Raw genomic sequence first — 26538 nt, forward strand, 5'->3', positions numbered from 1 at the left:
AATGGGTAACCACAGCAAATACGCCGGCTTAACTTTCTGGACACCGAATGTCAATATCTTCAGGGACCCAAGATGGGGAAGAGGGCAGGAGACTTTTGGAGAAGATCCTTTCCTGATGTCAAAAATGGGTGTAGCATTTGTAAAAGGTTTGCAAGGAGATGACCCAAAATATTTGAAATCGGCTGCCTGTGCCAAACACTACGCAGTACATTCAGGGCCCGAGAGTTTGAGGTTGGAATTTGATGTGCATCCGTCAAAGCAAGACCTATTTGAAACCTATTTGCCAGCATTTGAAGCGTTGGTAAAAGAGGCGAATGTAGAAGGCGTGATGCCTGCTCACAATGCTGTTTTTGGAAAACCGATGGCTGCCAATGATTATTTTTTGAAAGATATCCTGCGTGACCAATGGAAGTTTGATGGGTATACGGTAACCGATTGTGGCGCCGTGAAATGTATTTACAATACACATAAGTATGTAGAAACACCTGTTCAGGCCGCTGCTGTAGCCATCAAGGGAGGAACCAACCTCAACTGTGGCGGGACTTTTTCGGAGTTGAAAAAAGCCGTGGTAGAAGGGCTCGTATCTGAAGAACTGATTCACGCAACCACCAAGCAGCTTTTCAAAACTCGATTCAGGCTGGGGATGTTTGACGGAGAAAACACAGACAATCCTTATGCGCAAATCGGTCCTGAAGTGATTCATTCGCAGGAGCATATCGCTTTGGCTCGGGAAGCCGCCCAAAAGTCTATTGTATTGTTGAAAAACAAAGACAACGTATTGCCGCTTTCCAAAGATATCAAAGTACCGTATTTGACGGGGCCTTTCGCCAACTCCACCGATATGCTGATGGGCAGCTACTACGGGGTGAGTTCTGGTCTGGTCACGATTTTGGAAGGTGTAACTGATGCGGTTTCCTTAGGGACTTCGCTCAATTACCGAAGCGGCGCTTTGCCATTCCACGAAAATATCAATCCCAAAAACTGGGCGCCGAATGTAGCCAAAGAGTCGGACGTAACGATTTGTGTGGTTGGCTTGACTGCCGACAGAGAAGGAGAGGGCGTGGATGCGATTGCCTCCAACCACAAAGGGGACCGGATAGATATGAAATTGCCTGAAAACCAGATCAACTATGTCAAGCAGTTGGCAGAATACAAGAAAGGCCCTTTGGTTTTGGTGATTGCCAGCGGTAGCCCTGTTTCTTTGGAAGGAATTGAGGAACATTGTGATGCGATTTTACAGATTTGGTACCCAGGTGAGCAAGGTGGAAATGCTGTGGCAGATGTCCTGTTCGGGAATATTTCTCCATCCGGTCACCTGCCGATGACATTCCCGAAAAACATTGACCAACTGCCTCCTTATGAGGACTACTCGATGCAAGGGCGTACCTACAAGTACATGACCAAAGAGCCGATGTTTCCGTTTGGATTTGGGTTGACCTACTCTGAAACGCAATTCAGTAACTTGGCTTTGAACTCAACCAAATTAAAGAAAAATGATTCGCTTGAAGTCAAGATTGAGGTGGCCAATACAGGTGATTTTGATATTGAGGAAGTAGTGCAGTTGTATGTTTGTCCAGTGGAAGCAACGGATGGCATTCCATTGAAAAGCCTGAAATCATTTCAGCGGGTGGCTTTGAAAAAAGGCGAAAAGCAGGCGCTGACGTTTGCCTTAGATGCTGAAAACTTTAAAGTGGTCAATCAGGAAGGCGAAAAAGTTTGGAGGAAAGGCGCTTATAAAGTTGTGGTAGGCAACGCTTCTCCAGGTGAATTGAGCCTGAAGCTTGGGGCTGCTACTCCTCAGGAGGCTACAATACAGTTGAGATAATGATGACTTGAGTACAAGAATTTTGTATATGATATATTCGTTGTCTAGCTCATTTCAATAAAGTGTAATAAGTTGAAAGTGAGTTAGACACGACTTATGCTGACAAAAGATTTAATTTTACCATGAACCTAAAAAAGATCGGATATACCTTATATAGCTCCGAGTTGCATTAACAGGCTCAAATTATCTACAATCCCCTTTTCCTTTATTACCAATCCGTTTTTAATTTCTAAAATCGTGATTCCGGATACTGATATTTTTTTACCTGAAGACTCAACCCCAAACAGGTTTCCATTTTTGTGAGTTCCATCATATTTCCATTCTACCGTTATCTTTTGTTCAGCTTCGTCAGGAAGCAAATTCTCGATCGTAATTTTCAAGTCAGGAAAAAAGTTATAAGTCATTTCAAGCACAGATTTGTAATCTGCAATTCCCCTGTATGACTTCTCAAAATGTGTATAGTCTGCAATGATGTCTGAATCAGCATATTTATAAAGTAAATCAGCATTTCCTGCATTCCATATCTTCATATATTCCATTGCAGTCGCTTGCAGTTTCTCCTTGTCCATATTTTCCTGTTTTTGTATAAGGTAATCACTTTTGAAGGTCTTATAACTGAATTCAATAAAAAGGTCCTTGGCTCCGCTTAGCAACCTGAAATTGGTAGCTATAACGGAGTCAAAGCCCAGAATGCAGGTTTTTTTAGATAGAGAATACTCAGTAATAGCCCTTATCACTTATAGCTGTACATGTAAAGGATTTCGAAACTTGACGTGCAAAACTATTTTTCTGCTCTTCATTCTTCTTAGACTCTTTTGAGCAGGTGTATAGACTATTTTATTATCAAATCAAGCAACGAGTAATGCTATAATCTACCTTTATAAACCAACCTTATAAATAGCAGCTGGATCTGGGAAAATATTCATCGCTGCAAATTTGTCTAAAGGTATACTGCCTTCATACTTTGTACCTTTACGGGCATTTGGTCCTAAGTGCTGTAGCAAAATAGTCGGCGATGCCCATTTTTCGGTAAGCCAAAAATCGTTTGGGTTTTGCCAATCTCTGTGAAAACTATAATCTAAGCAACCTTCTTCCTCTAACACATAAGGAGAATAATCTTTTAGAAGTGCTACAAATTCGTCTACATATTCATCTGCAACCCTAAAACGGGCAGTAACGCCTATTGCTCCCGAATAATCTGTAGTTTTCATCCAGGTAAGGGTCTCTTCGAAAGTGAGTTTTTTATCTGACATAATTTTATTTTTTGGTTTCTACGGTACTGCAGGCGGTAAGAAAGCTGAATTCATATCAGCAACTTTGATGGCTTCTACTTCAGGTAGGGTAAATACAAGCGTATCTACTTTTTGGATCTCTACATCTATCTGGTCAAAAGCAATATCTTCTAGATGCCCTCCCAATTTTAAATCGTCCGAAATAAAATGAAAGTGCATGCCAGGAAAACAGGTGGCTGCTGCATGATTGGGCGTAAAATGCCCCACCATTATCCCACTGACATCGTGGTTGGTATATAATACACGACGCTCCCTATTTTCGATAAGTGTTTCGTTGTTTTTATATTCTATAGCCGAACCCATTTCCAAAAAAGAAAACTGTCCTTTCATCTTGTAGGTATAGAAACTGTTTTCAGATTCCATTTCTGCCTTGAGTGCTGTATCCAATTCCTTGTATGATTTTATATTTTTTAAGGTGACGGTTTTCTCCGGCTTAAAATCCCACATAGTCATATAAGAAGCCTTACTGTTAGGAGTTGCCTTGTCGACCTTACCAACAGCATCGATAGTGTATATTTCGTTGTTTACCACTATAAATTCACTCTTAATGTTGTTTTCAAGACCTAGACCGTAGTTGCCATGCTCTAACATCTTGTTAGACGTTAAATCTCCATTGATAACCATCCCAAACAGCGTTAAAGTTGAACCATATTGATAAATAGCGGCAGCACTCTTTGTCTGTTTCATTTCTTATTTGGGTTTAAATTTTACATTACTGTTTTGTCATATGCTTCTATCGGGAATAGTTTGAGTAATATCCCGGTACGACACCCCTCACATAAATTACCATAACCATAAAATGAATTATCATGCGTTGCATTAGAGCAGCGAAATATGACTGAAAAACAGTGTAAGGCAGATCGTAGCTTGGCTAAAGTATCAACAATTATGTGTTGAGATACTAAAGTGTAGGTAACGAATGTGGCAGGCGAGGTGGTCTTCTCACATAACAAGGGAATACATTAAATCATTCGTGCAATTAGGTTTTCTATGCTGATTAGTCCCTGTCACGGAGAAATTTGTTGTTTAGAAAGTTTTGAGGCTCAATAAAGGCTATCATGACTGAAAATGATCAGCATGTTTTGTTGTCATGACATCCGCAATGTAATTGCTCAAATTCACATCACGTTCCAGTCCCATTTTTTTTCTGATGCGATGGCGGGAAATATGCACACTGTTTAGTGAAATATGTAAAAGAGAGGCCATTTCCTTACTGTCAAAATTGAGCTTGATAAGCGCACAATGCTTCTGTTCGGTAGGCGTCAAGTCAGGGTGTTTCTCTCTTAACTTGTCATAAAAATCAGCATTCACCTCCGTAAATCGTTTGTTAAACTGCTCCCACATATCCTTATTTCCTTTCGAAACTTTGACCTTCATAAGCTTGTAGCTTGCAGGCGAACCTTCTTTTAGCTTTTGCATCAGCTCATCTATGGTTTGATCTTTTTCAATCATCTGGAGGGTGTTAGCTGTCAGCTCCCGACTTTTGATATTAATAATTTCATCCGCTTTTTCTCTATCATAGTGGGCTTGCATTTTTATTTGGCTTTTTTCCATACTCGCTTTCCGAAGCTTGTATCTCATCTTCACCATAACTGCAATGACGAAAATACCCACCAATAAAAAGGCAATGGAAACTTTAAATCTTGACTGGATAATGTCATTCCGTTCAATGGTCAGGTTTTGATTGCGAATAAACTTATCCTTCTCTTTGATGGTTTCTTCATATTTGTTCTTAATCTGAAATAGCGCATTGTTAATGGCTGATTTGGCATTGAAAAGACTATCGGTGATGGCCATTGACTTATCCAAATAAGTGAATGCTTCATTGACATGGCCTAGTTTCTTATAGGCATGAGCCAGCTTTTTCAAAATTTCTACCTTTACGTCACTATGAATCTTTGTGCTTTCTATGGTTTGCAGACTGTTGAAATAGAATTGTGAGGCTTTTCTCCAGTTAGCTTGTTTAGCATATAAATCACCTAAAAACAAGCTGGTCATAACGTAGTAGGGGAGGTTATTTTTTTCAAAATACTGATGAGCGCTGTCAAGGTACTTTAGGGATTCAGTAAGCAGGTTGGTCTTTAAGTAAATATACCCTCTCTGTGCATCTACATATGCCGTGTTGGAAGGACTTAAATTAAACTTTTGTTTAGTGATGGAGCAGGAGTCCAAATAATCAAGAGCTGTTTGATATTGTTTTCTTTTTAGGTGATTGATGGCAATGGCGTAGTATACTTTAGTCAGGTTAGCATGACCTGTATTGTGAGCCGTTATGAAAGATTTTGTAAATCCTAATGAGGTCTTTAAATGTGCCAATGCATCATCATATTTTTCATAAATGGTGTAGAGACCTCCCAAGTCTTTATGCACATCTACCAAAGAGAGCGTGTCTTTTACCTCTTCAGCCATAAGTAAAGCGTCCCACAAATGATTATAGGCAATGCTGTATTGTCCTTTGTTTTTATAAATATCGGAAAGCCCGATATGGCATTTTATGATATGGGTAGTGTCGTCAATTTCCTTAAAAATTGGAAATACCTGATTGTATAAAATGAATGCACTGTCCCGATCAGTGACAATCATATTGTTTGCTTGCTGTAGAGTTTGAACATGCTTAACTAAAGTGTCTTGTAAAGTTGGATGACTCTTTCCTAAAGACAAAGAATGGATAGCGGTCATTATTGCCAGCCATAAAAAAATACGTATCCCTTTCGTTTTTTTGCTCATTGCTCCAGTTCTCATTCACTATTTCATAAATGACAATAATAATAAATTCAAGCAAGAGTAAAGTTATTGTATAAGTCCGATTTGAAGGCAGTAAAGTTATTGTAAAGTGGCTGAAACACCTGTTGAAAGGCATTTTGAATAGGTTTGTAGTATGCTCAAATTCAAAGACGCTAAGAGTTTGTAAAAGCAGAAATCGACCATAAACACACCATTTAAATAAAAGAAACAGGGCTAGAAAATGAAAAGAGTAGCTTTACTCGTCTCGATACTGTCTTGTATTGTGACGCATGCTTTTTCCCAGTCACCGGGATATGACAAGAACCGTATTGCCATCAGTGCAGATGGCAACAACCAACCCGATAATCATGCAGAAGCACAATGGCCCAGAGCTGACCCCGACGACTGGGGAGGTACACCTGCAGCGCTAGCGATGATTGCAAAGTCAGGATTGAAAAATCAGTTGGTACATTTTTCTTTTAACAATTTTATGGAAGCGCCAGCCCACACCACAGAGACCAATTACATGGCAGAGGGGGTAAATGGAGCCATCCAGCGGTGGGGATTTGATGCTTCCCGTTTTTTTGATGTACCGGAAGACCCGTCTACAGCCATTACTCACTTGGCTGATGAGCTCAAAAAGTCCACAGAAGCTGACCCTTTATACTTTATACATATGGGACCTTCCGAGTTTTTCTATCAGGCGGTAAAGCAGGTAGTGGATGGAGGTGATATAGCATCGTTAGCCAATGTACGAGTGATATCCCACAGTGGCTATAACGACAATCATTTGCGTCGTACGGCACATCATACGATGACTCAGGCGATTGAATTGAGTGGCAGCCGTATCAAATACAAAAAAATAGTTGACCAGAATGCCTGCGGTAATATTCATAAACTTTGGTGTTCAGGCACAGACTTTTCGCCTTTTCATTGGATGCGTGACCATGCAGACCTAAATATTCAATGGCTTTACGGTAGGTTACAATTTCATCCACAAGGGAAAGGAGCTGACATTTCAGATGCAGGAATGGTTTATTACCTGCTGAAAGGGGATGAATATGGTAATCTGTCAAAATTAAAGGTGCTGATAGGGGATGGTATTTCACTTCAGAACTAACATAAAGTAAGCCTTCAGTAGCACGCTTATCCTACGATTTTTTTAAACAAACGATTGACAAATGAAAAAGATATTCAGTCTGATATTTACTGTGCTGCTTGCCTATCACCTACAAGCACAGCTACCTGCAGGCTATCCGAAAACCAATAGGGTAAAAGAAAACATCAACCTTGACTGGAAGTTTTCCAAAATGCTCAAAGGTGAAAAGCCTTCCGAAGAAAACTTTGATGATAGGGCTTGGGAGAAGGTCAATTTACCACATAATCCTGATCCGCTAGCTTTAGACCTGGACAGTGTCACGGAGCATTGGAGACAAGAGACTTTTCTGAGAGATCAGAACTGGTACCGTAAAAAAATGCGAATTGATTTGACAGAAAACGAGAAAGCTTTTATCGAATTTGAAGGAGTCCACAATGCGACAGAGTTATACGTAAATGGAAATTTTGTCGGTCGTTTTGCCGTGAACGGGTATGTCTCGCATCATTTTGATATTACGGATTTTGTAAAGTCAGGGGAGGTAAACACCATTGTGGTCAATGCGGATAACAGTTATGACCCTATGATTGCCCCTGACCCGGATGAGACGGATTATGTGAAATGGGCAGGTATCTATCGAGATGTTTATCTGGTCAAAACCAATAGACTTCACGTCAACTTCAATTGGGAAGATGCGTTTGCGGGAGTTCACATTACGACTCCAACCGTAAAAAAACGGAATGGAACAGTATCGGTAAGAACAACCGTTGTCAACGAATATTCGGAAGCATCAGATTGTCGAATCGAGACAATGATCGTGGATGCGGATGGAGCCGTTGTGAAAAAAATGACTGCTAGGTCTAACGTTGGACAAGGACAGCACAAAGTCTTCCGACAGACGACGGATATTGTGGATAACTACCATCTTTGGTCACCTGATCACCCGTATCTGTACCGTGCCGTTTCTGTCGTTTACCTAAATGATAAGCCTGTAGATTTTATAGAAAATACCTTTGGTTTCCGTTCGATCGAGCTGGTCGATGGACAAGGGTTGCTGCTGAATGGAGAGCCCTTTTTTATGATTGGTATCAACCGTCATCAAAACTATCCACATATCGGTGATGCAGTACCCAACAGTATGCATTTTGAAGCGGCTTTGGCGTATAAGAAAGCGGGGGTAAATGCGATTCGTCTTTCACATTATCCACAAGACAATGCCTTTATCGAGGCTTGTGACAAGTTGGGAATTGTGCTTTACGAAGAGCCATCCACTTGGATTCTATGGGATCAAGGAGAATGGATGGACAAGTTGGAGCAGTCCATGCGTATGATGGTTCGTAATCACCGCAATCATCCATCGATCATCATTTGGGGAGCAGGTATCAATCACAGAGGTCCTGTACCGCAGCTCAACAGTGCGGCTAAAGAAGAAGACCCTTTCCGACTAACGGCAAGTGCATCTAGTCCGTGGTGTGGAGTGAAAAATGCAGGAGGAGCTGATATCTATGCGACGATGGATTACCGCAGAACGGATTGGCCAGAGGGAGACTTCTGTCTGGTGATGGAGCATGGAGAGTCCAATGATGGACTAGCACAGCAGTTCCATATTTCTCGTTATAAAAAGCGTAAAAATAATATTGGTGCGCTGCTTTGGGTTGGCGCTGATTATAATCGTCTTCGCCCGAATCCAAAGGAGCATGATATGTATACAGAATACGGAATGCAAACCATTTACCGTGTGCCTCGTCCTGCCTACTATTGGTATCAATCTGAAAATTCAAAAGTTCCTTTCGTACACATTGCAGATGAATCTGTTTATAAAAATGAAAAAATACATGTGTACAGCAATGCGCCAAAAGTAGCTTTGTATGCAAACGATAAATTGGTAGCCATCCAAAGTGCCGATAACGATCCACTGCGTATTATGAACAAGTTTCCGTCTTTTACATTCCGATATCAGTGGACGAATGAAAAACTGACAGCCAAAGCACTATATGAGTATGAAAATATTCCTTTGGCTACGCACACCCGTACCAAAGCAGGGGAACCATACGCATTGAAATTAGCGGTTGATAATCCAAGTCTTCAATTGACTGCAGGAGGATCAGACTTAAAGATGATTAGGGCGTATGTAGTAGATAAAAATGGGGAAGTAGTCATTAATGCAGATAACAAAGTACATTTTGAAACAAAAGGGGCAGGTACCGTTGTGTATGAAAAGGAAGCATTTGTGGAAAATATGCAAGTCTACCATGGAGTGGCAACTGTATACTTGAGTGGAACGGCTAAGGCAGGTGAAGTTGAAATTAAAGCTACTTCCGGAAAGCTGAAATCGGCTACAATAGAACTAACAACTGTCCCTTTTATAGCGGATGAATTAGCTAAAAATGCCCAACCTATTTATGATAATCCTATCTACAAAATTGACATTCAGACAGAAGGACAATTGTCACAGTTTGGTTGGGAAGTTGCCAATGGTGGAGACAGTGATGCTTTTACATTTCAACTTGGGGAGAGCACTTTCTCTGTTACAGCGGATGAAGGATTGAAATGGCGGAAAGGAACTTACACCATACTCGGTGATTTGGCATTTATGGGGTGTGATGGGGTGTACACAGATGCGGGTGATTTGAAATTGACTATTACTGGATTATCAAAAGGCAAATACGAATTGAAAACCTACCATCATTCTTTTGAAAATAGGAATAAGCTTTTCCCTTACAATATGGCAGTGACCAGAAGAGATGCAAGAGATGTGTTTTCTTATATCTCTGACGATGAGCCTGTAGGTATTTTTAATGCGAAAGATATAGGGGAGCGTAAACCAATCTCAGTGACGAATATTATTGAAAGCAATGGTACCGATCCGGTAGAGATTTATTTCAGAACAGATAAGGAAAGTGCGGCTACATGGCTCAATGGATTGGAGTTCAAAAGAGTCCATAATAGCATAGTAGAGAAGAGAGGGATATAACTTTAAATGATCAGTAAAAGATGAATAATATACAATACATACTTAACCCAATATTGGGGATTTGTCTGCTTTTTTTAAGTAATGGCATTTTTGCGCAAAGCAACCTTGATGTAAAAACTTGGTTTGTACAGTTTGAAAGGGGAGAGGCATCTCCTTTACAGGAAGTCAACAATAAAGATGTTAAAGGAAATGCTGGCTGGAAGAATAGAATTTATATCCAACCTGAAGTAGTATTTCAAGAGATAGAAGGAATTGGGGGAGCTTTCAATGAAATAGGCGGGGAAGCATTGCATTCGCTTCCTCAAGATGTACAACAGCAAATATTGCAAAATCTTTTTTCGGAAGAAGGAGCTGGATTTACTTTCTGTCGTACAGCTATTGGCGCTAGCGATTTTGGGCTCGATGCCTATAGTTATTCAATGGTACCGGATGACTATAATATGAAACACTTTTCTATAGAAAGGGATCAAAAATATGTCTTGCCCTACATCAAAGGGGCGTTGGCGGTAAACCCCAATATGACCTTATTTGCTTCTCCTTGGAGTCCTCCAGGTTGGATGAAAGAAAGTGGAGAAATGGAAGGGTTAAAAGTGGATGGAAATGAGCTGAAGAACAACCCTAAAGTGTATAAAGCCTACGCTGACTATTTTGTGAAGTACGTTCGGGCTTATCATGAAAACGGAGTGGACATTGATCGTATCTGTATTCAGAATGAAAATGATGCAGATACCAAGTATCCGAGTTGTATTTTTCCTGCGAAGGAAATGGTGAGTTTTGCAAATGATTACCTGATTCCTGCTTTTAAGAAAAACAAAATAAAGGCGAAGGTTTATGCAGGTACTTTCAGAGTCGTTAATCAAATGGATCTGATGGATTTTGTGGCAATCAAAGAACTGGGTGAAATAGATGGAGTAGGGATTCAATATACAGATGCTCGCTTTATTTCAGATGCCCAAACTTTCAAGCCTGATTTGAAAATTTTCCATACGGAAGGGCATTGCTATAATGGCGAAAATTCTGTTGAACAAGCTGCACATCGTTTAGAAGAAGTGGCCAATTATATTAACAGTGGTAGTACCACTTTTACATATTGGAATATGATTCTGAATGAAACGACCAAAAGCGGTTGGGGATGGACACAAAACTCTCTGATCAATATTAATAGAGAAACAGGAGAGGTCTACTACAATCCTGACTACAATGCCATGTATATCATCAGCAAGTTTATCAAGCCAGGAGACAAACGCATTGCATCAGTTTGTCGAGGAAAATACCCAATGATATCGGTGAAATCTCCTGACGGAACCATTAAAGTATTAATTGTAAATGGTAATACAGCTAATGATACTTTTGAGTTGGTAGTGAATGATAAAGTGTTAAAGGTCAATATACCTGCTAACAGATTAACGGCTGTAACCATTTTGCAGAAAGACATTTAATCCCCTTATAAATTCATCATAAAAAAGAGTCATCCTGAATAGCATTCAGGATGACTCTTTTTTATTAGCCTTGGGTTGTTTGATTAGTCTTATTTAATCATTGTCTCACTAAAGAAAATATCCTGCTGATCAAGTGTCAGCTTTTCTCCCTTTACCGTAATTGAGGCAGTCAGTTTCATGTTTGTAGATGATGCACCGATCGAAAACTTATAGGTACCTGGCTCAATAACCAGTTTCATGTCCTTATCATAAAAAGCAAGTTGCTGAGGAGACACATAGAAAGTGACTGTCTTTCTTTGCCCTTTTTCCAGTTCTACTCTAGAAAAACCTTCCAGAACAATTGGAGGCCTTGGCATGGAAAGTCCTTTGGCAGAGACATACAGCTGTGCAATCTCAGCTCCCTTACGATCACCTGTGTTTTCCAGTTCAAAAGAAAGTGGTATCCATTGGTCTGTAGTGGATGCTTCATTGGATACCTTAAGGTTGCTATATGTAAAAGTGGTATAGGACAAACCATGTCCGAAAGGATAAAGTGGCATATCATCAGGATTATATCCTTTACTGTACCAAATTGGGCACTGTTTATTACTGCGTGGAACGGTTACCGTCATTTTTCCTGAAGGATTGATATTGCCGAGCAGCATATCCGCTACGGCATTACCGCCTTCCTCACCCGGATACCATGCCTGTACAATTGCCTGACAGCCCTTTTCAATATCAGTCAGAACATGGGGTCTGCCTCCGAATACGATTAGTACAACGGGTTTGCCTATTGCAATCAATTCTTTAACAAACGCTTCTTGCTGACCAGCAAGCCTGATATTGGAACGGTTACGTCCTTCACCACACAGGTAGCGGTTTTCTCCCATAGCGGCAATGATGACATCACTTTCCTGTGCATACTGAAGTGCTTTTTCAGGATCAGGAATACCGAAGTCCTTGGAAGTAATCTCCACCACATTTTTTTCTCGCTCATCACCTACATTTTTGTTGAGGCTGGCGATGGAGCTGTTGTAGGAATCTGTCCAGTCACAACCCCGCTCATACAGGATTTCTACCTGATCGTTTACCTTGGATTGCAAGCCTTCAAGTAGTGTGATTAGTTTTGGATTTAAACCGTCGAGTGGTTGTTTTCCCCAGTAAAGAGATAAAGTCTGATGGGTATAATCTCCTAATAGGGATTCTACGGCATCCGCATTAGGACCCACCAAAGCTATTTTTTTTATGTCGTCACTCAAGGGAAGAATGCCCTTGTTTTTCAGTAATACCAATGATTGAGCGGCAGAAATGTAGGCTCTTTCACGGTAGTCTACAGGGTCTAATTCCACATTCTTTTGAGGGACTGGAGGCATATCCAAAAGCCCTAGTCTTCCTTTCAGAGTGAGGATATGTCGGACAGCATTGTCAATGTCTTCCATTGAGATCATGCCTTTTTCAAGGGCTCCAGGAAGTTGTTTGTAATAATCGCCGTTGGGTAACTCAAGATGTATCCCATTTTTCAGTGCCATTGCGACAGCTTCAAGGGTATCCTTGGCGTAGTGGTAGGAATTATGAATCTGCTTGATGGCAAAATAGTCGGAAACCACCACACCATCATATCCCCATTGGTTGCGGAGTACGTCCTGTAGCAGAAATGCTGAAGCATGTGCCGGAACTCCCTGATAGGAATGGTATCCTGGCATCAGGGATTGGGAATTGCCCAGGCGGATGGCAACCTCATGGGGCATTAGTATTTCCTCATAAAATACACGAAGGTTGTCATTTTTGCCACCGTATCCGGCAAAGTGCTTGGTAGTGGTGGCTACCCCTTTGCTCAGGTCATCAGTTTGCATTCCTTTTACAAAAGCCAGTCCCATGCGGGACGTTAGATATTCTGACTCCCCAAAGCTTTCCTCCATTCTGCCCCAATGGGCATTTCTGCTTACATCCAGCATTGGAGACAGCGCTAGAGTGGTACCCAATGAGCGCATCAGTCTAGATGTGTATCCGGTATTGATACGCAGCAACTCAGGGTTCCAGCTGCAGGAAATACCTATCTGTTGTGGTAAGGTAGTCGCCCCTTCAATATTATAGCCCGAAATAGCTTCTCCTCTAGCAAGTTTTGGTTGGTCAGCTTCTCCCATCAGTTGCAATACTTTCTGTTCCAGCGAAAGGGTGTCCATTATGGCAGACACTTTTTGCTGTATAGTTTTTTCCCTTTGGGCAGTAATTCCTGCATTCTGTACCTGATTCGGGCTGTTGCCAAATTGGTGAGCGGATGGTTTACAGGAAAAGAGGCTTAGGCATAACAATGTGCTGAGCAGTCTGTTCTTTATGTTTGCATGCATTTTATTGTATGTTTGGCTGTTGTTCATTAGCATAAAAAAAAGAGGAGATATATGCCCTTCTCAATTCATCAATATTAGTTGGCTTCCCAAGCTCTGAAGTACTTCACATTAAATTGCCCATCAAGTCGCTGATCGTCCGGAAGTGCACCAAACCATTTGTTGGATTCGTTATTGAAATTGACTTCCAATGGCTGGTGCCAGTGGGTATTCTTAGCTTCCCTGAACAGGATGCCGTCAATGTAGAAGCGGATGTATTCAGGTGTCCATTCAAGTCCCCATACATGGTAATCTTGTTGCAGTTCTGAAGGGATATAGTACTTTTTGGTTCTGGAAAAATGCTTCTGAATATCCCCTTTATCCTTAGGTGTCCTGAAAACATGGATGTTGGAATTCAGGTCATTCCGGTTATAACTTACACCGGGGGCATTCTCGCAGATATCAATCTCAGTCCACCAGTCCTTGCTTACGTTAGTCATCCAGAAACCCGATACCCAAGGAGCATCCATCAGTTTCATCTCTGCCTCAAAATAGCCGTAGAGAAATTTCTTCTTACTTTTGATAAATCCAGAAGTATGAGTAAAACCTTCCGGGAGTGAATCATTCTGGTGTTTGTTAACACTGAAAATGAGTTCACCATTTTCCAACCTGACATTGGATGGATGGAAGAAAGTAGGTTGTCTGCCTTTCCATTTCGGGTTGTTGGGATACCATCGACTTTCGTTGACACTTTTTCCATCAAATTCATCGGAGTGTTTTTTCAGCAATTTCCACTTACCGTTATTGCCTTGATCTGAAAGCGGATAACGGTCGTTTTGTCTTACCACTCTCATTTCAATATTGACGGTGTCTACATAGTGTTTTGGGGGGATGGTTAAGTCTTGTGCTAATACGACAGTATTGCCTGCTGCAAACAAAAAGATTCCCGCTAGAAATTGTTGTACATTCATATTGCTGCCATTAAAAAAATGAGTATTCAATATTTTACAAAACCCAATTTATCAGTGTAGGCAAGAATCATTGCGGAAAAAATAGGGCAACTAAAGGGGTGATTCTTTAAGGCATGAATAATACTGTTCGAATCAAAAGTGTTTCACTTATTAATAATCTATTGTTATGATTGCCCCAATGAAGTAAATGAAAAAAAGTCCCCCATATTAAGGGGAATTTTTAATATGTCTGAGTTCGTGAAATTCGGTAAAAAAGAACCCCATTGAAAGCCGATCTACTTCCAATGGGGTACTTTTTCATTTTAAAAAATGAATTAAAACATCCCGTTCTGGTGCGCCTGCTTTTCAGGAACTTGCTGAATAGCATCCCAATGCTCGCAGATCTTGCCTTTTTCATCAAAGCGGAAAAAGTCCATGGTTACATATTGGTCATTACCGGGCCAAACCTGATGGGTATGCAAGGCGACGAGATCACCTTCCGCTACACTTCTTACAAATCGGATTGACTTTTCAGGGTATTCTCTCTGCATCTTTTCAAAATAATCAATAAAGCCCTGAGTTCCATCTGGTACATCCGGATTATGCTGGATATATTCTTTGCCAACATAAAGCTCAATAGCTTTTTGAGGGTTACCTTCGTAAGCCATTCGGTAAAAGGCAATCGCATTTTCTTTATTTTTTTCCAGATTCATATTGAAGATTCTTTTAGTTGATAATCAGCTGATTTTAAAGGGTGACGATTATTTTGCCTACTGTTCTTCCGGCTTCCACCTCCTTATGGGCTTCCTGCATCTCGTCAAAAGGAAATGTTTTAAAGATGGTAGGTTCTAAGGTACCGTCCGCTAGAAATTGACTTAAGGTAACCATCCCCGCTCTATCAGAATGTACCAACAGTGGAATGGTATGAATCTTTTTCTCCGTTTTTGCTTCCATCTCTTCCAACACTTTTTTTGATGTAGGTAGAGAAATAATGGTTCCACCTTCTTTTAGCACCTTGATAGAATCTTCTAATACTTTGCCGCCTATGCCATCCAAGACAAAATCGATATCTGACAAAATATCCACAAAGTTTTGTTTCTGATAATCAATATGTTCATCAGCCCCCAATGACATCACAAATTCCCTGTTATTGCCTGATGCGGTTGTAATCACGTAGGCGCCATAGTATTTGGCAATCTGAATGGCAAAATGTCCTACTCCCCCTGATCCCGCTTGAATCAGGACACGATCGCCTTTCTTTACCCTGTTTTCCAATACTTGAAGAGCTGTCAGAGCTGCAAGGGTAGTGGCTGCGGCCTCCTCAAAAGAGACATTGTCAGGTATTTTTGCCATTTGATTTTCAGGAGCTGCCACATATTCGGCATAGGCATTTCCCTGACCGGGGAAGTTCACCATACCGAAGACTTTGTCGCCTTTCTTAAAGTGAGTGACACCTGAACCTACTTCCTCGACTGTACCAGCAATATCCCACCCGAGGATAATGTTTTCAGCACCTGCATACATGGACTTGATACCTTCCTCTGCTGCCCTGATTTTTACGTCAGCTGGATTGATGCTAATAGCTTTTACAGCTACCAAAATTTCACCCTCTTTTAGGGGTGGTTTGTCTATTTCTTTGATTTTCAGGTTTTCTGCTGGTCCTGCTTTTTCCAATACGAATGCTTTCATCATTATTTTGGGTTTAAGAGTTACTGTAAGAATCGAATACTGTATAGAGTTGGTTGATTGTAATTTGTAGTGTGCTTACAAATGGGAAGTGTCGGGGAAAGCACATCAGTGATAAAACACTTATTTTTAAGGTGTCATTCAATGGACGTGCCCATTATAATGGATTTGTCGAAAATAAGAGAATCGAAAGGTAATCCTGAATGAGAAATCTTCCATAGATTGACCTTCCGATCTCTGCTTTGAGATTGATATATCGTTATTTACAGTTACGAAAGCACTGTAAAGATTTCTTCTTCAGGAAGTCTGGACTTTGGCAAAATGGCATTGAAATCAGAATCCTTACGGTAGCCAATTGAAACAACTGCTAGTGCTGTAAATCCTTTTTCTCTCAATCCGAATTCCTCGTCCAATACCTTCAGGTCAACCCCTTCCATAGGTAGGGCATCGATACCCATTGCCGCTACGCCTAACAGGAAATTACCCATATTGAGGTATACCTGCTTTTCTATCCAATGCTGAAAATCCTTGTAATCGTAGTGGTGCATGTCTGCAAATATCTTTCTGCCTCCATACATCATCTCCTTGAATTTTGGATCTGCAAAACGACCATCCTTATCTTCTTTGTCTAGTAATCGGTGCATATATTCTTCATCAGCACTTGTTCTCGCACAGAAAACAACACTATATGAAGCATCCATTATTTTTGGTTCATTGAACTGGTAAAAACCATGTGCTGACTTGGCGATACGTGCCTTACCTTCTTGCGTATCAGCAATCACGAAATGCCAAGGTTGAATATTGGTGCTGGAAGGGCTCAGACGTAATAATGCTTTTACTACTTCAAAATCCTTTTCTGAAATTTTCTTATTCGGATCAAATTCTTTTGTTGAATAACGCCAGTTCAATGTTTCTAAAATATTCATGTTCTGATCGATTATTGATTTAGTCTGATTGAAATATCAAATGTGAATCACGAATAGTCTTGTATGATGGATCCTAAAACCTTATACACACAACCCTATTCGTGATAGTTTAACTGATTGAAAATTAAAATTTTCCGTTTTCGTGTGCCATTTCAGCTGGAATTTCTGAAATCACATCCCAATGCTCGACAATCTTGCCATTTTCAATACGGAAGAGGTCAAAAAATGCATGAGGCTTTCCATGCCAATCTCCTTCACTCATGGAAAAAACGAAATTACCTTCACCTAATACCTTGTGTAGTGTGCGGTAGGTAAACATGTCATTTTGAGATACCAGATAATCGATGGCTTTTCCCAGTCCATCCAGACCATCTTCAATAGCGACATTGTGTTGATAGTATTTTTCTGTGCTGATATAGTCTGTAATTTTATTGGGATCATGTCCCATCAGGATATCGTTCACAAAGTTGCTCACCAGTTCCTTGTTCTCTGCTGTTTTTTCTTTATCTGTGATCTCGGTTGGACCGTCAAACTGTGAACGACCGCTTGCAGTCTCTTCTACAATCGGAGAGATATTATCCCAATGCTCCGCTACTTTGCCTTCTTCTACACGATATACATCAAATGTGACAATTTCCTTTGCTCCAAATGCTTCTGCATTGTTATAAGTATTGTGCATCACCACCAAATTGCCATCCTGTAAGATACGATGTGTTGTGGCAGTAGTACCTGCTTGCTGTAAGGCAGGAAGAAAATCGATAACAGTCTGTCGTCCTGTTGGTACATAAGGATTGTGCTGAATGTAATTTTCGGCAAAGTAAGTCTCAACGCCTTCAGTACTATAATCTTTAAAGAACGCATCTTGTGCCTTCAGTGCGATTACTTTCGGATTGTCCTTTTCCATGTTTTCAGAGTCAATGTTATTATCGTCAGATGAGTTACAACTCCCCAAAAACAATGAGGAAGCAATAGCTGATGCTAGAAATAATTTGTGATTCATACCTTGTTGATTATTAATAAATTGATAATACAAATGTAGGCGGAATACCAATTCGGTTAGCTATACAAAATTGACTTAAGACTGTAAAAATGGGAATGTTTACTCTATAGACTCTATTTCATTTGAATCTGAAAACTATATAAGTGTGGCAGGTACTTGAAAGTATATGAGTGGCTTTATATGCAAGTAAAAAGGATAGGAAAAGCCCGCTTATAAATTGATTATATAAGAGGGCTTTTTGTTGTTAGGTTGTTTTCAATCAATGTTTATTTATTTACTTGCTTTATCCAACATGTCTAGGTCACCTTGATCCAATGCTATTTTAGGTGCAGCAAAAAGTGTTTCTAGCTGTGATTGGCTTGTAGCACTTACAATAGGAGCGCCAATGTGTGGCTGCGCTAATAACCAAGCCAGTGCTACCGTTGCCGGTTTAGTATTATGCTTGACCGAAATGTCATCAAGTGCTTTTAAGATGGTAAACCCTTTTTCATTAAGGTATTTTCTGGCGCCTTCACCTCTAACACTTTTACTTAGGTCTGTTTCAGAGCGGTATTTGCCTGTCAGGAATCCGGCAGCCAGTGACCAATATGGAAACACTGTCAATCCATATTTTTCAACCAATGGCAGGTAGTCATTTTCATATCCTTCTCTTTCAACCAAGCTGTAGTGTGGCTGTAAGGCGACATATTTCGGAAGCCCCTTCTTTTCTGCTATCTCAAATGACTCCTCTAATCTTTTAGGGGAGAGGTTAGAAGCCGCAATATAGCGTACTTTCCCTGCTTTTATGACCTCATCATAGGCAGAAAGGGTTTCCTCAATGGGTGTACTTTTATCATCGAAGTGGGTATAATACAGGTCGATATGATCTGTTTGCAGGCGTTGCAGAGACTCATCTACAGATTTTAGAATATGTGCTTTACTGATATCATAGCCATGCTCTTTTGTTTCAGATCCCACTTTAGTTGCAATGACTAAATCATCACGGTTTCCTCTTGACTTCATCCACTTTCCGATAATGGTTTCAGAAAGTTCGCCTTTACCATTTACCCACCATGGGTAAGTGTCGGCAGTATCAATAAAGTTGAAACCTTCAGCCGTGAATGCATCCAAGATTTCAAATGACTTTTGCTCGTCCAGAGTCCAACCAAAAACGTTGCCTCCGAAGTTGATGCGGCCTACTTCTAAATCTGTATTGCTTATTTTAATTCTGTTGTTCATAATTATCTGGTTTTTATTGCTGTTTTAGATGGCTTGGTAGCCTTCTGAAATCCAATATTTTGCGAGTACTGTTATCAGTAAAAATGTACGAAATATATCATATTAAATGATGTTTCAAAGGTAGCTTATCAACCAAGCCAAATAGTTATACAAAATTGATTTATAACTGTGAAAATGGGAAAGTTACCCAATCTGATAAGTCTGTCTGAATACCTCAGGGCTAACATCTGTATGCTTTTTAAAGAATTTGTACAGGTTGGTAGGTTCCTGAAAACCCGATTCGTAGGCAATTTCTTTTACAGTCAGTTTTGTATTGATCAGCAATCGTTTGATCTGTGTCATTACAATCTCATCAATAAAGGTTTTGGCAGGCTTATGTACAATCCGCTGGGTAATATTATTAAGGGTTTTGGTACTTACAGCCATCTGGTCTGCATAATCGGCTACCTTTTTGGTTTTTAAGCATTGTTGCTCAACCAACACTTGAAAATGGGTAAATTCTGCCAGATACTTTTTCCCTTCCAATATTTGATTGTCTTTGGATTTGATTCTTAGAATCTTGGAGAACAGGATATGCATTAGGCTTCTGATAGTACCTAAGGAGTATTCATCTTGAATATCAAAATATTCGTGACCTATCTCGTCAATAATTTTAATGAAAGTGGCATATGCATTTTTATCCAACTCAATTTTTGGAGAAGTGATTAGCTCATTAAAGAGCTGTAGACTTTTAAGTACTTCTGAGTGGTTGAAAAATTGGAACAGGAAATCTTCAGTGAAAAGCAGCAGATAACCTTTTGCACTGGATTTAAAAAACTTATGAATTTGATCCTTCCTGATACTTAGAATAGTTCCCTTATGGTAAGTGTAATCTGTAAAGTCAATCGTGTGTATACCTTGCCCATCTGTAAAGAAAAGTAGCATATAGAAGTCAATCTGTTGGAAATCAAAAAGTGTATGCGTTAACTCCTTGCGTGCATACAACTCTTCGAGACAGATAAAATCAAACTGACTCTCCTTACGTTTATTGCTGAACTTAATTTGTGGTACGGTTTCTTTCACTTCTGTTTTATCATTGTAATAGCTTATTGATGAAGTTACAACAATAGACTTTATTGATTGTTTTTAACCTTTCCAACTGTACTATATTTTAGCCTCAGAGATCCAAAATAAATAGCTTATTACCATTTGCGTCTGACTGTATTTTGAGCAAAATCTATATTCTTTTAAGAATAAGAGAATATAGGTTAGAGTTATGACTTCTGTATAACTTATCTGTTGCTGATTAGTCTCTATAAGATAAAATTTTTTTAAAGTAAACATCTAAATAAGAGTACAATTTACAGTTACTAACCTCTTAGCAATAAGTTATTTATTGAATTACAACAACAAATTATTAAGATGAAAAAAGTAACGTTTGTACTCACTTTGGTATTGAGTACTTTGTTCCTGAATGCTTGTCATCAGGAAGAGCAATTGCAACAGGAAATCAATGAACAGCCTGATGCTCAACATAACCTCAGAATGGCTGTTTCGCAATCGGATTGGACAGCTGGCTCTATTTCTGGAATTGTACCTCAGGACCAGTTAGAAGATTTGGGAGGAGGGCTTTCAGGCAATAAGATCTGGAAAAGTAACAACCCCGAAATATTTAGAGGAACAGGTTGGTTAATGCAAAACTCGCGTACGGATGCTACTCGTGGTGGAGCAGCATACCCTGTTTCTGGAACCATACCTGTCTATCTGTTTCATATTAATCAGTCAGGAAGTCAGAAGTATCTGCATGTACTGGTAACGAATCCAAATGCCTCTTCCATCACGATCTCTGGAAAAGGGTCTATGTACACCAACTCAGAAAAGCCTCTTCAGGGGACTGGTACAGGACAGAGCTTTCATGTGGCTAAAGATTGGTTGAACAATACGCCACGTACTTCTTTCTCCAATGTAACTTTGAATAGCTATAAAGCTTACGAAGTAGCCAAGCTACCAGTACCTAACGGTAATATGATTGATGGTCGTTTTGAGATTACGGCAAGTGCTGGTGCTTATGTGTACACTGTAGTGACTTCTAATGGAAGTTTGACCGATGCCATCAACAAATCCCAAGGTGGGCCTGCTACTGGAGATATATATTCTCCTAACCCAAATGCTTATGGGCGTGAAGCTGGCGTATATGCCAATAGTGGATGGGAAGGAAGTACAGATATCACGCTGCCTGCTTCCCAGTCGTATATCGGGTTTGCCTTAAATACAAGCAGCAAGTTTGCTTTTAATGGAGTCTACTTGCAGGACCAGAATGCACCATCCGTAGTTCGACTTTCCGATTCAGCTGAGAAAACGTATGGTAATTATGGTCATCAATATGATATTACCTTGGCGATGCACAATCCAAATAGTACAGCCAAACAAGTGACCTTGTACTTTGCTTCCAATTATACGAATAGTGTCAACAGCCCATCATTTACTTATAATGGCCCATTGAAGATGAATGGAGTAGTCAAAAACATCTATACTACACCAACAGCACCTCGCCAGTGGCTGGCTACTTGGAATGTACCAGCAGGAGGTAACTTTAATGGCAATTTGGATTTTTATATTCCGGGGCTTATCACCACCGGTCAACAACTTATCTTACAAGTGAACTAAAAGCTAACAGGTAGTCAGTGAAGGCTATCTGCAAAAGGCCGTATATAGATTTCTATATGTTTCTGAGGCTGCTCCATACCAAAGGGCAGCCTCTTTTTTTTAAAAAATACTCACCTTTAAAGAGTACAACTATCACTTATGTAGCTCCTCCTATCAGAAATCCAGATTTGATAACACTTTATTTATGATAGTAGATAAGCACAATGCTTCGGCAATGGTGATGGAGCTGGGAGAGCAGTTCGCAAAGGTCAAGAACCCTGAGTTTGTATTTCCTTCTTACGAATTGTATGCCTTGGCTCCCAAGCAGGAACAGGGTGTTGCAATACTGAAGGCTGTGGTGATGGACATGGATGGAACCACCACTACAACGGAAGAGATTTGCCTGCACGCCTTGGAATACATGGTTCGGAAAATGGGTGACCGCATGGATAAGACTCTATGGGAAGGACTTGACAAGGTAGTGGACTATCCGAACGTGATTGGCAACAGCACGACCAAGCATGTGGAGTATTTGTTAGGTCAATACGGTGATACTTTCAAGAAAGAGGCAATTGTAACGGCATTTCTGGATGCAGTGGTTTGGACGCTCGTATGCGGCAAAGACCAAAAAAGAAAGCAGGAAGTGGAGCAGAACCTGTTGAAACTTGGCATTGGTCAGATGGCAAAGGATCAGGCATTGCTACAGCTTGTGTCACAGGAAGAATATAGTCGCGAAGATGCAAATGTCTACTTCGTGTCTACCTATGCTGGTAAACTGGAAGACTTCTCTGATGATATGCTTGTGGCTATGGGGATTGACATATACTATCAGCGTTATCATGAGTTGCTGGAGATGATCAGGCTAAATCAAGGTGATGAGGTACAAAAGGAAGTATTTGGTCATGTGGAAAAAGGTCAGCATCTGATTGAGCCAATGCCGGGAGTAGGTGTACTGTTGCTGATGATGAAAGGTTGGCTAGGTGAAGAGATCAAAAACCTGCTTCCGGAGCTGATTGAAACTTACAATAAGAAACGGGGAGTTAGTTTCTCCGATACTGATATCAACTATACGACAAACAGACTGATTGAATTGAGTTGTCAATTCGAGCAACAGCCACTGAAGGTTGGACTGGTGACATCATCCATCTTTTATGAGGCGGATATTGTGATCAAGGAGGTGTTTGCAGTACTCAGGGAATGGATTATGGAATCTGCGGTGTCTGAGAAACGCAAGCAGTTTATTGCCGAACAGTTATTTGACTACCGCAATGTGTACGATAGCTTTGTAACAGCTTCTGATTCCAATGAGATCAGGTTGAAGCCTCACCGTGACCTTTACAGCATAGCCCTTCACCAACTGGGAATTCACCCAAATGACTTTGACAAGGTAGCAGGTTTTGAGGACAGCCAAAGCGGTACAGTTGCCATGCGTGCGGCGGGTATCGGTTTAAGCATTGCTGTCCCATTTGCCCAAACGGCAGGACATGACCTGAGTGCAGCCACATTTATTTGCAAGGGCGGTGTGCCTGAGGTACTGCTCGAAGAACAGCTTTTTATCCGAAATGAGGTATTGCAGTCATAATACCCATACCCAATTATTTAGATCAGAAAGAAATATAGCATAGAGAAAACCATGGAGAATAACGTTTATCACGTAATATCGAACACACACTGGGATAGGGAATGGCGTTTTCCTTTCCAAAGAAACAGACAAATGCTTACCGACATGATGGATGCCGTACTGGGGATTCTGGAATCAGATCCTGAGTACAGGGCATACCATCTGGATAGCCAGTCCATTGTCCTGAGAGACTATTTGGAAGTGAAACCTCACAAAAAAGAACAGATCATCCAGTTTGTGAAGGAGAACCGTCTGTTGATCGGACCTTGGTACATCTTGCCTGACCAGTTTCAGGTAGGGGGCGAAAACCATGTCCGTAACCTACTGCTTGGGCACAAGGTCTGCGCAGAGCACGGTGGTGTTTCCAAGATCGGTTACTCTCCATTCTCATGGGGACAAATCTCTCAGTTGCCTCAGCTTTACAAGCAGTTCAATATTGACCTGATCATGTTCTACAGGGGCATCAATGCACTGGAGTCTCCTAGGTCAGAGTTTATGTGGGAAGGTGCAGACGGCACACGTATGGTGTCTTCACGTTTCTCTACTATGCCGAGATACAATTTCTATTTCTATATCTACCGCAATGCGGTACACAATGAAGACCCTTGGGAGGTGGAGTACAAGTGGTCAAAAGGTGGGACCCCATTCCACTTCGCTGACAGGCAGCAGCAAGATGAGGACTTCTTTATTGTAGCTCCAGTCGAAGGGTATTATCCTGAAACACTGGAGCCTTGGGCTAACAGGTTACGTGAGGAGCAGGACCACGATTTCACGACACCGCATAAGATCTGGATGGAAGGACACGACTCTTCAGGTCCGAATGGCAAAACAGTACAGATCATCAAGGATATTAAGGAAAAGATGAACCTGGATGTGCGTCATTCCACATTGCTGGAGTATGCAAAGCATATTGCAGAAAGTGTCAATGAGGAAGAGCTGTCACTGGTAACAGGTGAGCGCCGTTCGGCTCAGGCAAACCGTCGTAGCGGTAACCTGTACGGTTACACAACTTCAGCGAGGATGTACCTGAAGCAGAAAAACTTTGATGCGGAGCGTTGGTTGCAGTTTTATGCAGAGCCGTTCAACGTATTCTCTGGATTGCAGGGACGTGACATCCGCGACCAGTACTTAGATATCGCTTGGGAAAAAGTATTGCAGAATGCAGCACATGATTCCATTGGTGGTTGCTCACTGGATGCCATCCATGATGACATGATGCACCGCTACAAGGAGGTGATCGAAATCTCAAGAGGGGTGTTTGAACGTGCGATGAAACATTCAGTACTGCAACTGAATACAGACAGGCTGGTGGATCCTTCGGAGGAGCAAGTGAACGACAAAGTATTCTTGGTGGCAGTCAACCCGAACAACAGCAATAGAACCACCGTGGTGGAAGCCTATCTGGACATTCCGGTGGAGTTTGATCAGGAAGGGTTCGAAATTGTGGATGAAGACGGAAAGGTGCTTAACTGCCAGCTGATAGAGCGTATGCCACAGCAGCATGTACTAGAGCAAATGACCAACCGTCCGATGTTCTTTGATATGGTTCGTTACCGTGCCTATGTAGAACTGACTGATCTTCCTGCGTTTGGAATGAAAGCGTTCCGCATCAAGCCAAAGGCACTGGTATTAGAGCCAAAAGATAGACTGGTGACAGTATTGTCACAGCCTGTAATGGAAAACAGTTTCCTGAAGGTGACAATCAATGCCAATGGTACACTGAATGTCATAGAAAAATTATCAGGTACGGAATATAATGAGATCGCTTACCTGTATGATGAAGGTGAAGCGGGGCATGCATGGGTCAATACTCCAACAGCACCATTTGTGACCACTGAAAAAGCAAAACCTGAGATCGAGGTGCTGGAGAATGGTGCACTGTCTGCTACTGTAGCCATCAGGCATACACTTTCATTGTACAATAACCTTTCTGACCGCAAAGCAGAAAATGGAAATGTAACGGATGTACCCGTAACCTTATTGGTAACCCTGACCAAAAATGCCAAGCGAGTGGACTTCCAAATCGAGATGGATAACAAGGTGGAGAGTCACCGCCTGCGTATCATGTTCCCGACAGGATTGACAGGGGCTACACATTCCTTTGGCGAGGGACAGTTTGATGTGGTGAAACGATCACTGGAAAGACCAGATACAACGGAATGGGTAGAACAACCAATGTATGACTTCCCGATGCACCAGTTTGTTGATCTAACAGATGGCAAGAAAGGGGCAGCTATTCTGGTAGATGGTCTGAAGGAATATGAGGTGCTGGAAGATCAGGATAAGACTATTGCCATCACATTGTTGAGAGGGTTTGAGTTTATCATCAACCCAGCAGCAGAGCAGGACTATACCCATGAGAAAGGTTCACAGTGTTTGGGTAAACAAAGCTTCCGCCTGTCCTTCTATCCGCATCAGGGAGACTGGACAGAAGGTAATGTATATACAGAAGCATTGGATTTCAACTATGAGGTACGCCTGATTCAGACAGGACCACTAAACGGTAATTTGGGTACCAGTACTTCATTCTTGAACATCGAAAATAAGGATATCCAGTTTTCTGCATTGAAGAAGGCTGAAAGCGATCAGGAGCGTACCGCTGTGTTAAGGATATTCAATCCAACTGAAGCAACCCAAAAGACAGCTGTCAACTTTGGTTTTGAGCTGGCGTCAGCAACACTGATGACACTGGAAGAGAAAGAAATTGAAAACTTGCAGCTATCAGGTCAGCAAAGCTTTGAGTTGGAGTTGGGAGCAAAGAAAATTGTAACAGTTAAGGTTGAGTTTAAATAGGGATGATAGGTTTTGTGAAAGCGACAGTTTTTTGTCGCTTTTCACTTTCCCTTAGAACACTTTCGG

At 41.0% G+C, this 26538-nt stretch carries 19 protein-coding genes; 7 read left to right on the top strand and 12 right to left on the bottom strand.

The features are described from left to right. Positions 1-1825 (top strand): glycoside hydrolase family 3 C-terminal domain-containing protein (locus V6R21_RS00005; RefSeq protein ID WP_334239688.1); only part of this gene is annotated, 1825 nt, incomplete at its 5' end. Positions 1826-1974: 149 nt separating this feature from the next. Here V6R21_RS00005 and V6R21_RS00010 read toward each other — a convergent pair. The 4 genes from V6R21_RS00010 to V6R21_RS00025 form a co-directional block, all read right to left on the bottom strand. Further along, a complete protein-coding gene (locus tag V6R21_RS00010; RefSeq protein ID WP_334239690.1) occupies positions 1975-2394 on the bottom strand; it encodes an ester cyclase in 420 nt (139 codons plus the stop codon). A gap of 309 nt (positions 2395-2703) precedes the next feature. Further along, positions 2704-3078, bottom strand: a complete 375-nt coding sequence (locus tag V6R21_RS00015; protein WP_334239691.1) for a putative quinol monooxygenase — start codon at positions 3076-3078, stop codon at positions 2704-2706. 18 nt (positions 3079-3096) lie between these two features. Beyond that, positions 3097-3804 (bottom strand): acetolactate decarboxylase, encoded by a 708-nt coding sequence (locus tag V6R21_RS00020; protein ID WP_334239693.1) that lies wholly within the window; start codon positions 3802-3804, stop codon positions 3097-3099. 369 nt (positions 3805-4173) lie between these two features. Next, the gene (locus V6R21_RS00025) at positions 4174-5700 is read right to left on the bottom strand and encodes a tetratricopeptide repeat protein (RefSeq protein ID WP_334239695.1); all 1527 of its coding nucleotides are present in this window, start codon (positions 5698-5700) and stop codon (positions 4174-4176) included. A gap of 382 nt (positions 5701-6082) precedes the next feature. On the opposite strand from V6R21_RS00025, the gene V6R21_RS00030 reads away from it, so the two are divergent. From V6R21_RS00030 to V6R21_RS00040, 3 genes are all read left to right on the top strand, one after another. Then, positions 6083-6961 carry a hypothetical protein gene (locus tag V6R21_RS00030; protein WP_334239697.1) on the top strand — a complete coding sequence of 293 codons (879 nt, stop codon included), beginning with the start codon at positions 6083-6085 and terminating at the stop codon, positions 6959-6961. 61 nt (positions 6962-7022) lie between these two features. Beyond that, positions 7023-9911, top strand: a complete 2889-nt coding sequence (locus V6R21_RS00035) for a glycoside hydrolase family 2 protein (RefSeq protein WP_334239699.1) — start codon at positions 7023-7025, stop codon at positions 9909-9911. Positions 9912-9931: 20 nt separating this feature from the next. Then, entirely contained in the window at positions 9932-11350 is a 1419-nt protein-coding gene (locus tag V6R21_RS00040; protein ID WP_334239701.1) for a glycoside hydrolase family 30 protein, read from the top strand. Positions 11351-11439: 89 nt separating this feature from the next. Here the strand turns inward: V6R21_RS00040 and V6R21_RS00045 are convergent, their stop codons facing one another. The 8 genes from V6R21_RS00045 to V6R21_RS00080 all read right to left on the bottom strand — a co-directional run bounded on the left by V6R21_RS00045 (position 11440) and on the right by V6R21_RS00080 (position 20495). Further along, entirely contained in the window at positions 11440-13677 is a 2238-nt protein-coding gene (locus tag V6R21_RS00045) for a glycoside hydrolase family 3 N-terminal domain-containing protein (protein ID WP_334239703.1), read from the bottom strand. A 74-nt stretch (positions 13678-13751) separates the two neighbouring features. Continuing rightward, on the bottom strand, positions 13752-14624 hold the full coding sequence (locus V6R21_RS00050) for a family 16 glycosylhydrolase (RefSeq protein ID WP_334239705.1): 873 nt from the start codon (positions 14622-14624) through the stop codon (positions 13752-13754). Between the two features lie 314 nt (positions 14625-14938). Continuing rightward, positions 14939-15316: a nuclear transport factor 2 family protein gene (locus V6R21_RS00055; RefSeq protein WP_334239707.1), complete on the bottom strand. Its 378-nt coding sequence runs from the start codon at positions 15314-15316 to the stop codon at positions 14939-14941. 34 nt (positions 15317-15350) lie between these two features. Further along, the gene (locus tag V6R21_RS00060; protein ID WP_334239709.1) at positions 15351-16295 is read right to left on the bottom strand and encodes an NADP-dependent oxidoreductase; all 945 of its coding nucleotides are present in this window, start codon (positions 16293-16295) and stop codon (positions 15351-15353) included. Between the two features lie 263 nt (positions 16296-16558). Further along, the gene (gene nfsB / locus V6R21_RS00065; protein ID WP_334239712.1) at positions 16559-17215 is read right to left on the bottom strand and encodes an oxygen-insensitive NAD(P)H nitroreductase; all 657 of its coding nucleotides are present in this window, start codon (positions 17213-17215) and stop codon (positions 16559-16561) included. A 124-nt stretch (positions 17216-17339) separates the two neighbouring features. Continuing rightward, complete coding sequence (locus V6R21_RS00070; protein ID WP_334239713.1) at positions 17340-18215, bottom strand: nuclear transport factor 2 family protein; 876 nt, start codon at positions 18213-18215, stop codon at positions 17340-17342. A gap of 270 nt (positions 18216-18485) precedes the next feature. Then, positions 18486-19433 (bottom strand): aldo/keto reductase, encoded by a 948-nt coding sequence (locus V6R21_RS00075; RefSeq protein ID WP_334239715.1) that lies wholly within the window; start codon positions 19431-19433, stop codon positions 18486-18488. Positions 19434-19616: 183 nt separating this feature from the next. Beyond that, complete coding sequence (locus V6R21_RS00080) at positions 19617-20495, bottom strand: helix-turn-helix domain-containing protein (RefSeq protein WP_334239717.1); 879 nt, start codon at positions 20493-20495, stop codon at positions 19617-19619. 339 nt (positions 20496-20834) lie between these two features. Here V6R21_RS00080 and V6R21_RS00085 point away from each other — a divergent pair, with 339 nt between their 5' ends. The 3 genes from V6R21_RS00085 (at position 20835) to V6R21_RS00095 (ending at position 26472) form a co-directional block, all read left to right on the top strand. Then, positions 20835-22079 (top strand): DUF3370 family protein, encoded by a 1245-nt coding sequence (locus V6R21_RS00085; RefSeq protein WP_334239719.1) that lies wholly within the window; start codon positions 20835-20837, stop codon positions 22077-22079. A 184-nt stretch (positions 22080-22263) separates the two neighbouring features. Continuing rightward, positions 22264-23640: an HAD family hydrolase gene (locus V6R21_RS00090; RefSeq protein WP_334239721.1), complete on the top strand. Its 1377-nt coding sequence runs from the start codon at positions 22264-22266 to the stop codon at positions 23638-23640. Positions 23641-23691: 51 nt separating this feature from the next. Next, a complete protein-coding gene (locus V6R21_RS00095) occupies positions 23692-26472 on the top strand; it encodes an alpha-mannosidase (protein WP_334239723.1) in 2781 nt (926 codons plus the stop codon). Positions 26473-26538: the final 66 nt, after the last annotated feature.

Origin of the sequence: Limibacter armeniacum, assembly GCF_036880985.1 — a bacterium.
GTDB classification, from domain to species: Bacteria; Bacteroidota; Bacteroidia; order Cytophagales; family Flammeovirgaceae; genus Limibacter; species Limibacter armeniacum.

Bases quoted from the DNA above. Each gene is read 5' to 3' on its own strand.
- V6R21_RS00010 (WP_334239690.1), bottom strand. From the start codon at position 2,394: ATGGACAAGGAGAAACTGCAAGCGACTGCAATGGAATATATGAAGATA.
- V6R21_RS00015 (WP_334239691.1), bottom strand. From the start codon at position 3,078: ATGTCAGATAAAAAACTCACTTTCGAAGAGACCCTTACCTGGATGAAA.
- V6R21_RS00020 (WP_334239693.1), bottom strand. From the start codon at position 3,804: ATGAAACAGACAAAGAGTGCTGCCGCTATTTATCAATATGGTTCAACT.
- V6R21_RS00025 (WP_334239695.1), bottom strand. From the start codon at position 5,700: ATGATTGTCACTGATCGGGACAGTGCATTCATTTTATACAATCAGGTA.
- V6R21_RS00030 (WP_334239697.1), top strand. From the start codon at position 6,083: ATGAAAAGAGTAGCTTTACTCGTCTCGATACTGTCTTGTATTGTGACG.
- V6R21_RS00035 (WP_334239699.1), top strand. From the start codon at position 7,023: ATGAAAAAGATATTCAGTCTGATATTTACTGTGCTGCTTGCCTATCAC.
- V6R21_RS00040 (WP_334239701.1), top strand. From the start codon at position 9,932: ATGAATAATATACAATACATACTTAACCCAATATTGGGGATTTGTCTG.
- V6R21_RS00045 (WP_334239703.1), bottom strand. From the start codon at position 13,677: ATGCATGCAAACATAAAGAACAGACTGCTCAGCACATTGTTATGCCTA.
- V6R21_RS00050 (WP_334239705.1), bottom strand. From the start codon at position 14,624: ATGAATGTACAACAATTTCTAGCGGGAATCTTTTTGTTTGCAGCAGGC.
- V6R21_RS00055 (WP_334239707.1), bottom strand. From the start codon at position 15,316: ATGAATCTGGAAAAAAATAAAGAAAATGCGATTGCCTTTTACCGAATG.
- V6R21_RS00060 (WP_334239709.1), bottom strand. From the start codon at position 16,295: ATGATGAAAGCATTCGTATTGGAAAAAGCAGGACCAGCAGAAAACCTG.
- nfsB (WP_334239712.1), bottom strand. From the start codon at position 17,215: ATGAATATTTTAGAAACATTGAACTGGCGTTATTCAACAAAAGAATTT.
- V6R21_RS00070 (WP_334239713.1), bottom strand. From the start codon at position 18,215: ATGAATCACAAATTATTTCTAGCATCAGCTATTGCTTCCTCATTGTTT.
- V6R21_RS00075 (WP_334239715.1), bottom strand. From the start codon at position 19,433: ATGAACAACAGAATTAAAATAAGCAATACAGATTTAGAAGTAGGCCGC.
- V6R21_RS00085 (WP_334239719.1), top strand. From the start codon at position 20,835: ATGAAAAAAGTAACGTTTGTACTCACTTTGGTATTGAGTACTTTGTTC.
- V6R21_RS00090 (WP_334239721.1), top strand. From the start codon at position 22,264: ATGATAGTAGATAAGCACAATGCTTCGGCAATGGTGATGGAGCTGGGA.
- V6R21_RS00095 (WP_334239723.1), top strand. From the start codon at position 23,692: ATGGAGAATAACGTTTATCACGTAATATCGAACACACACTGGGATAGG.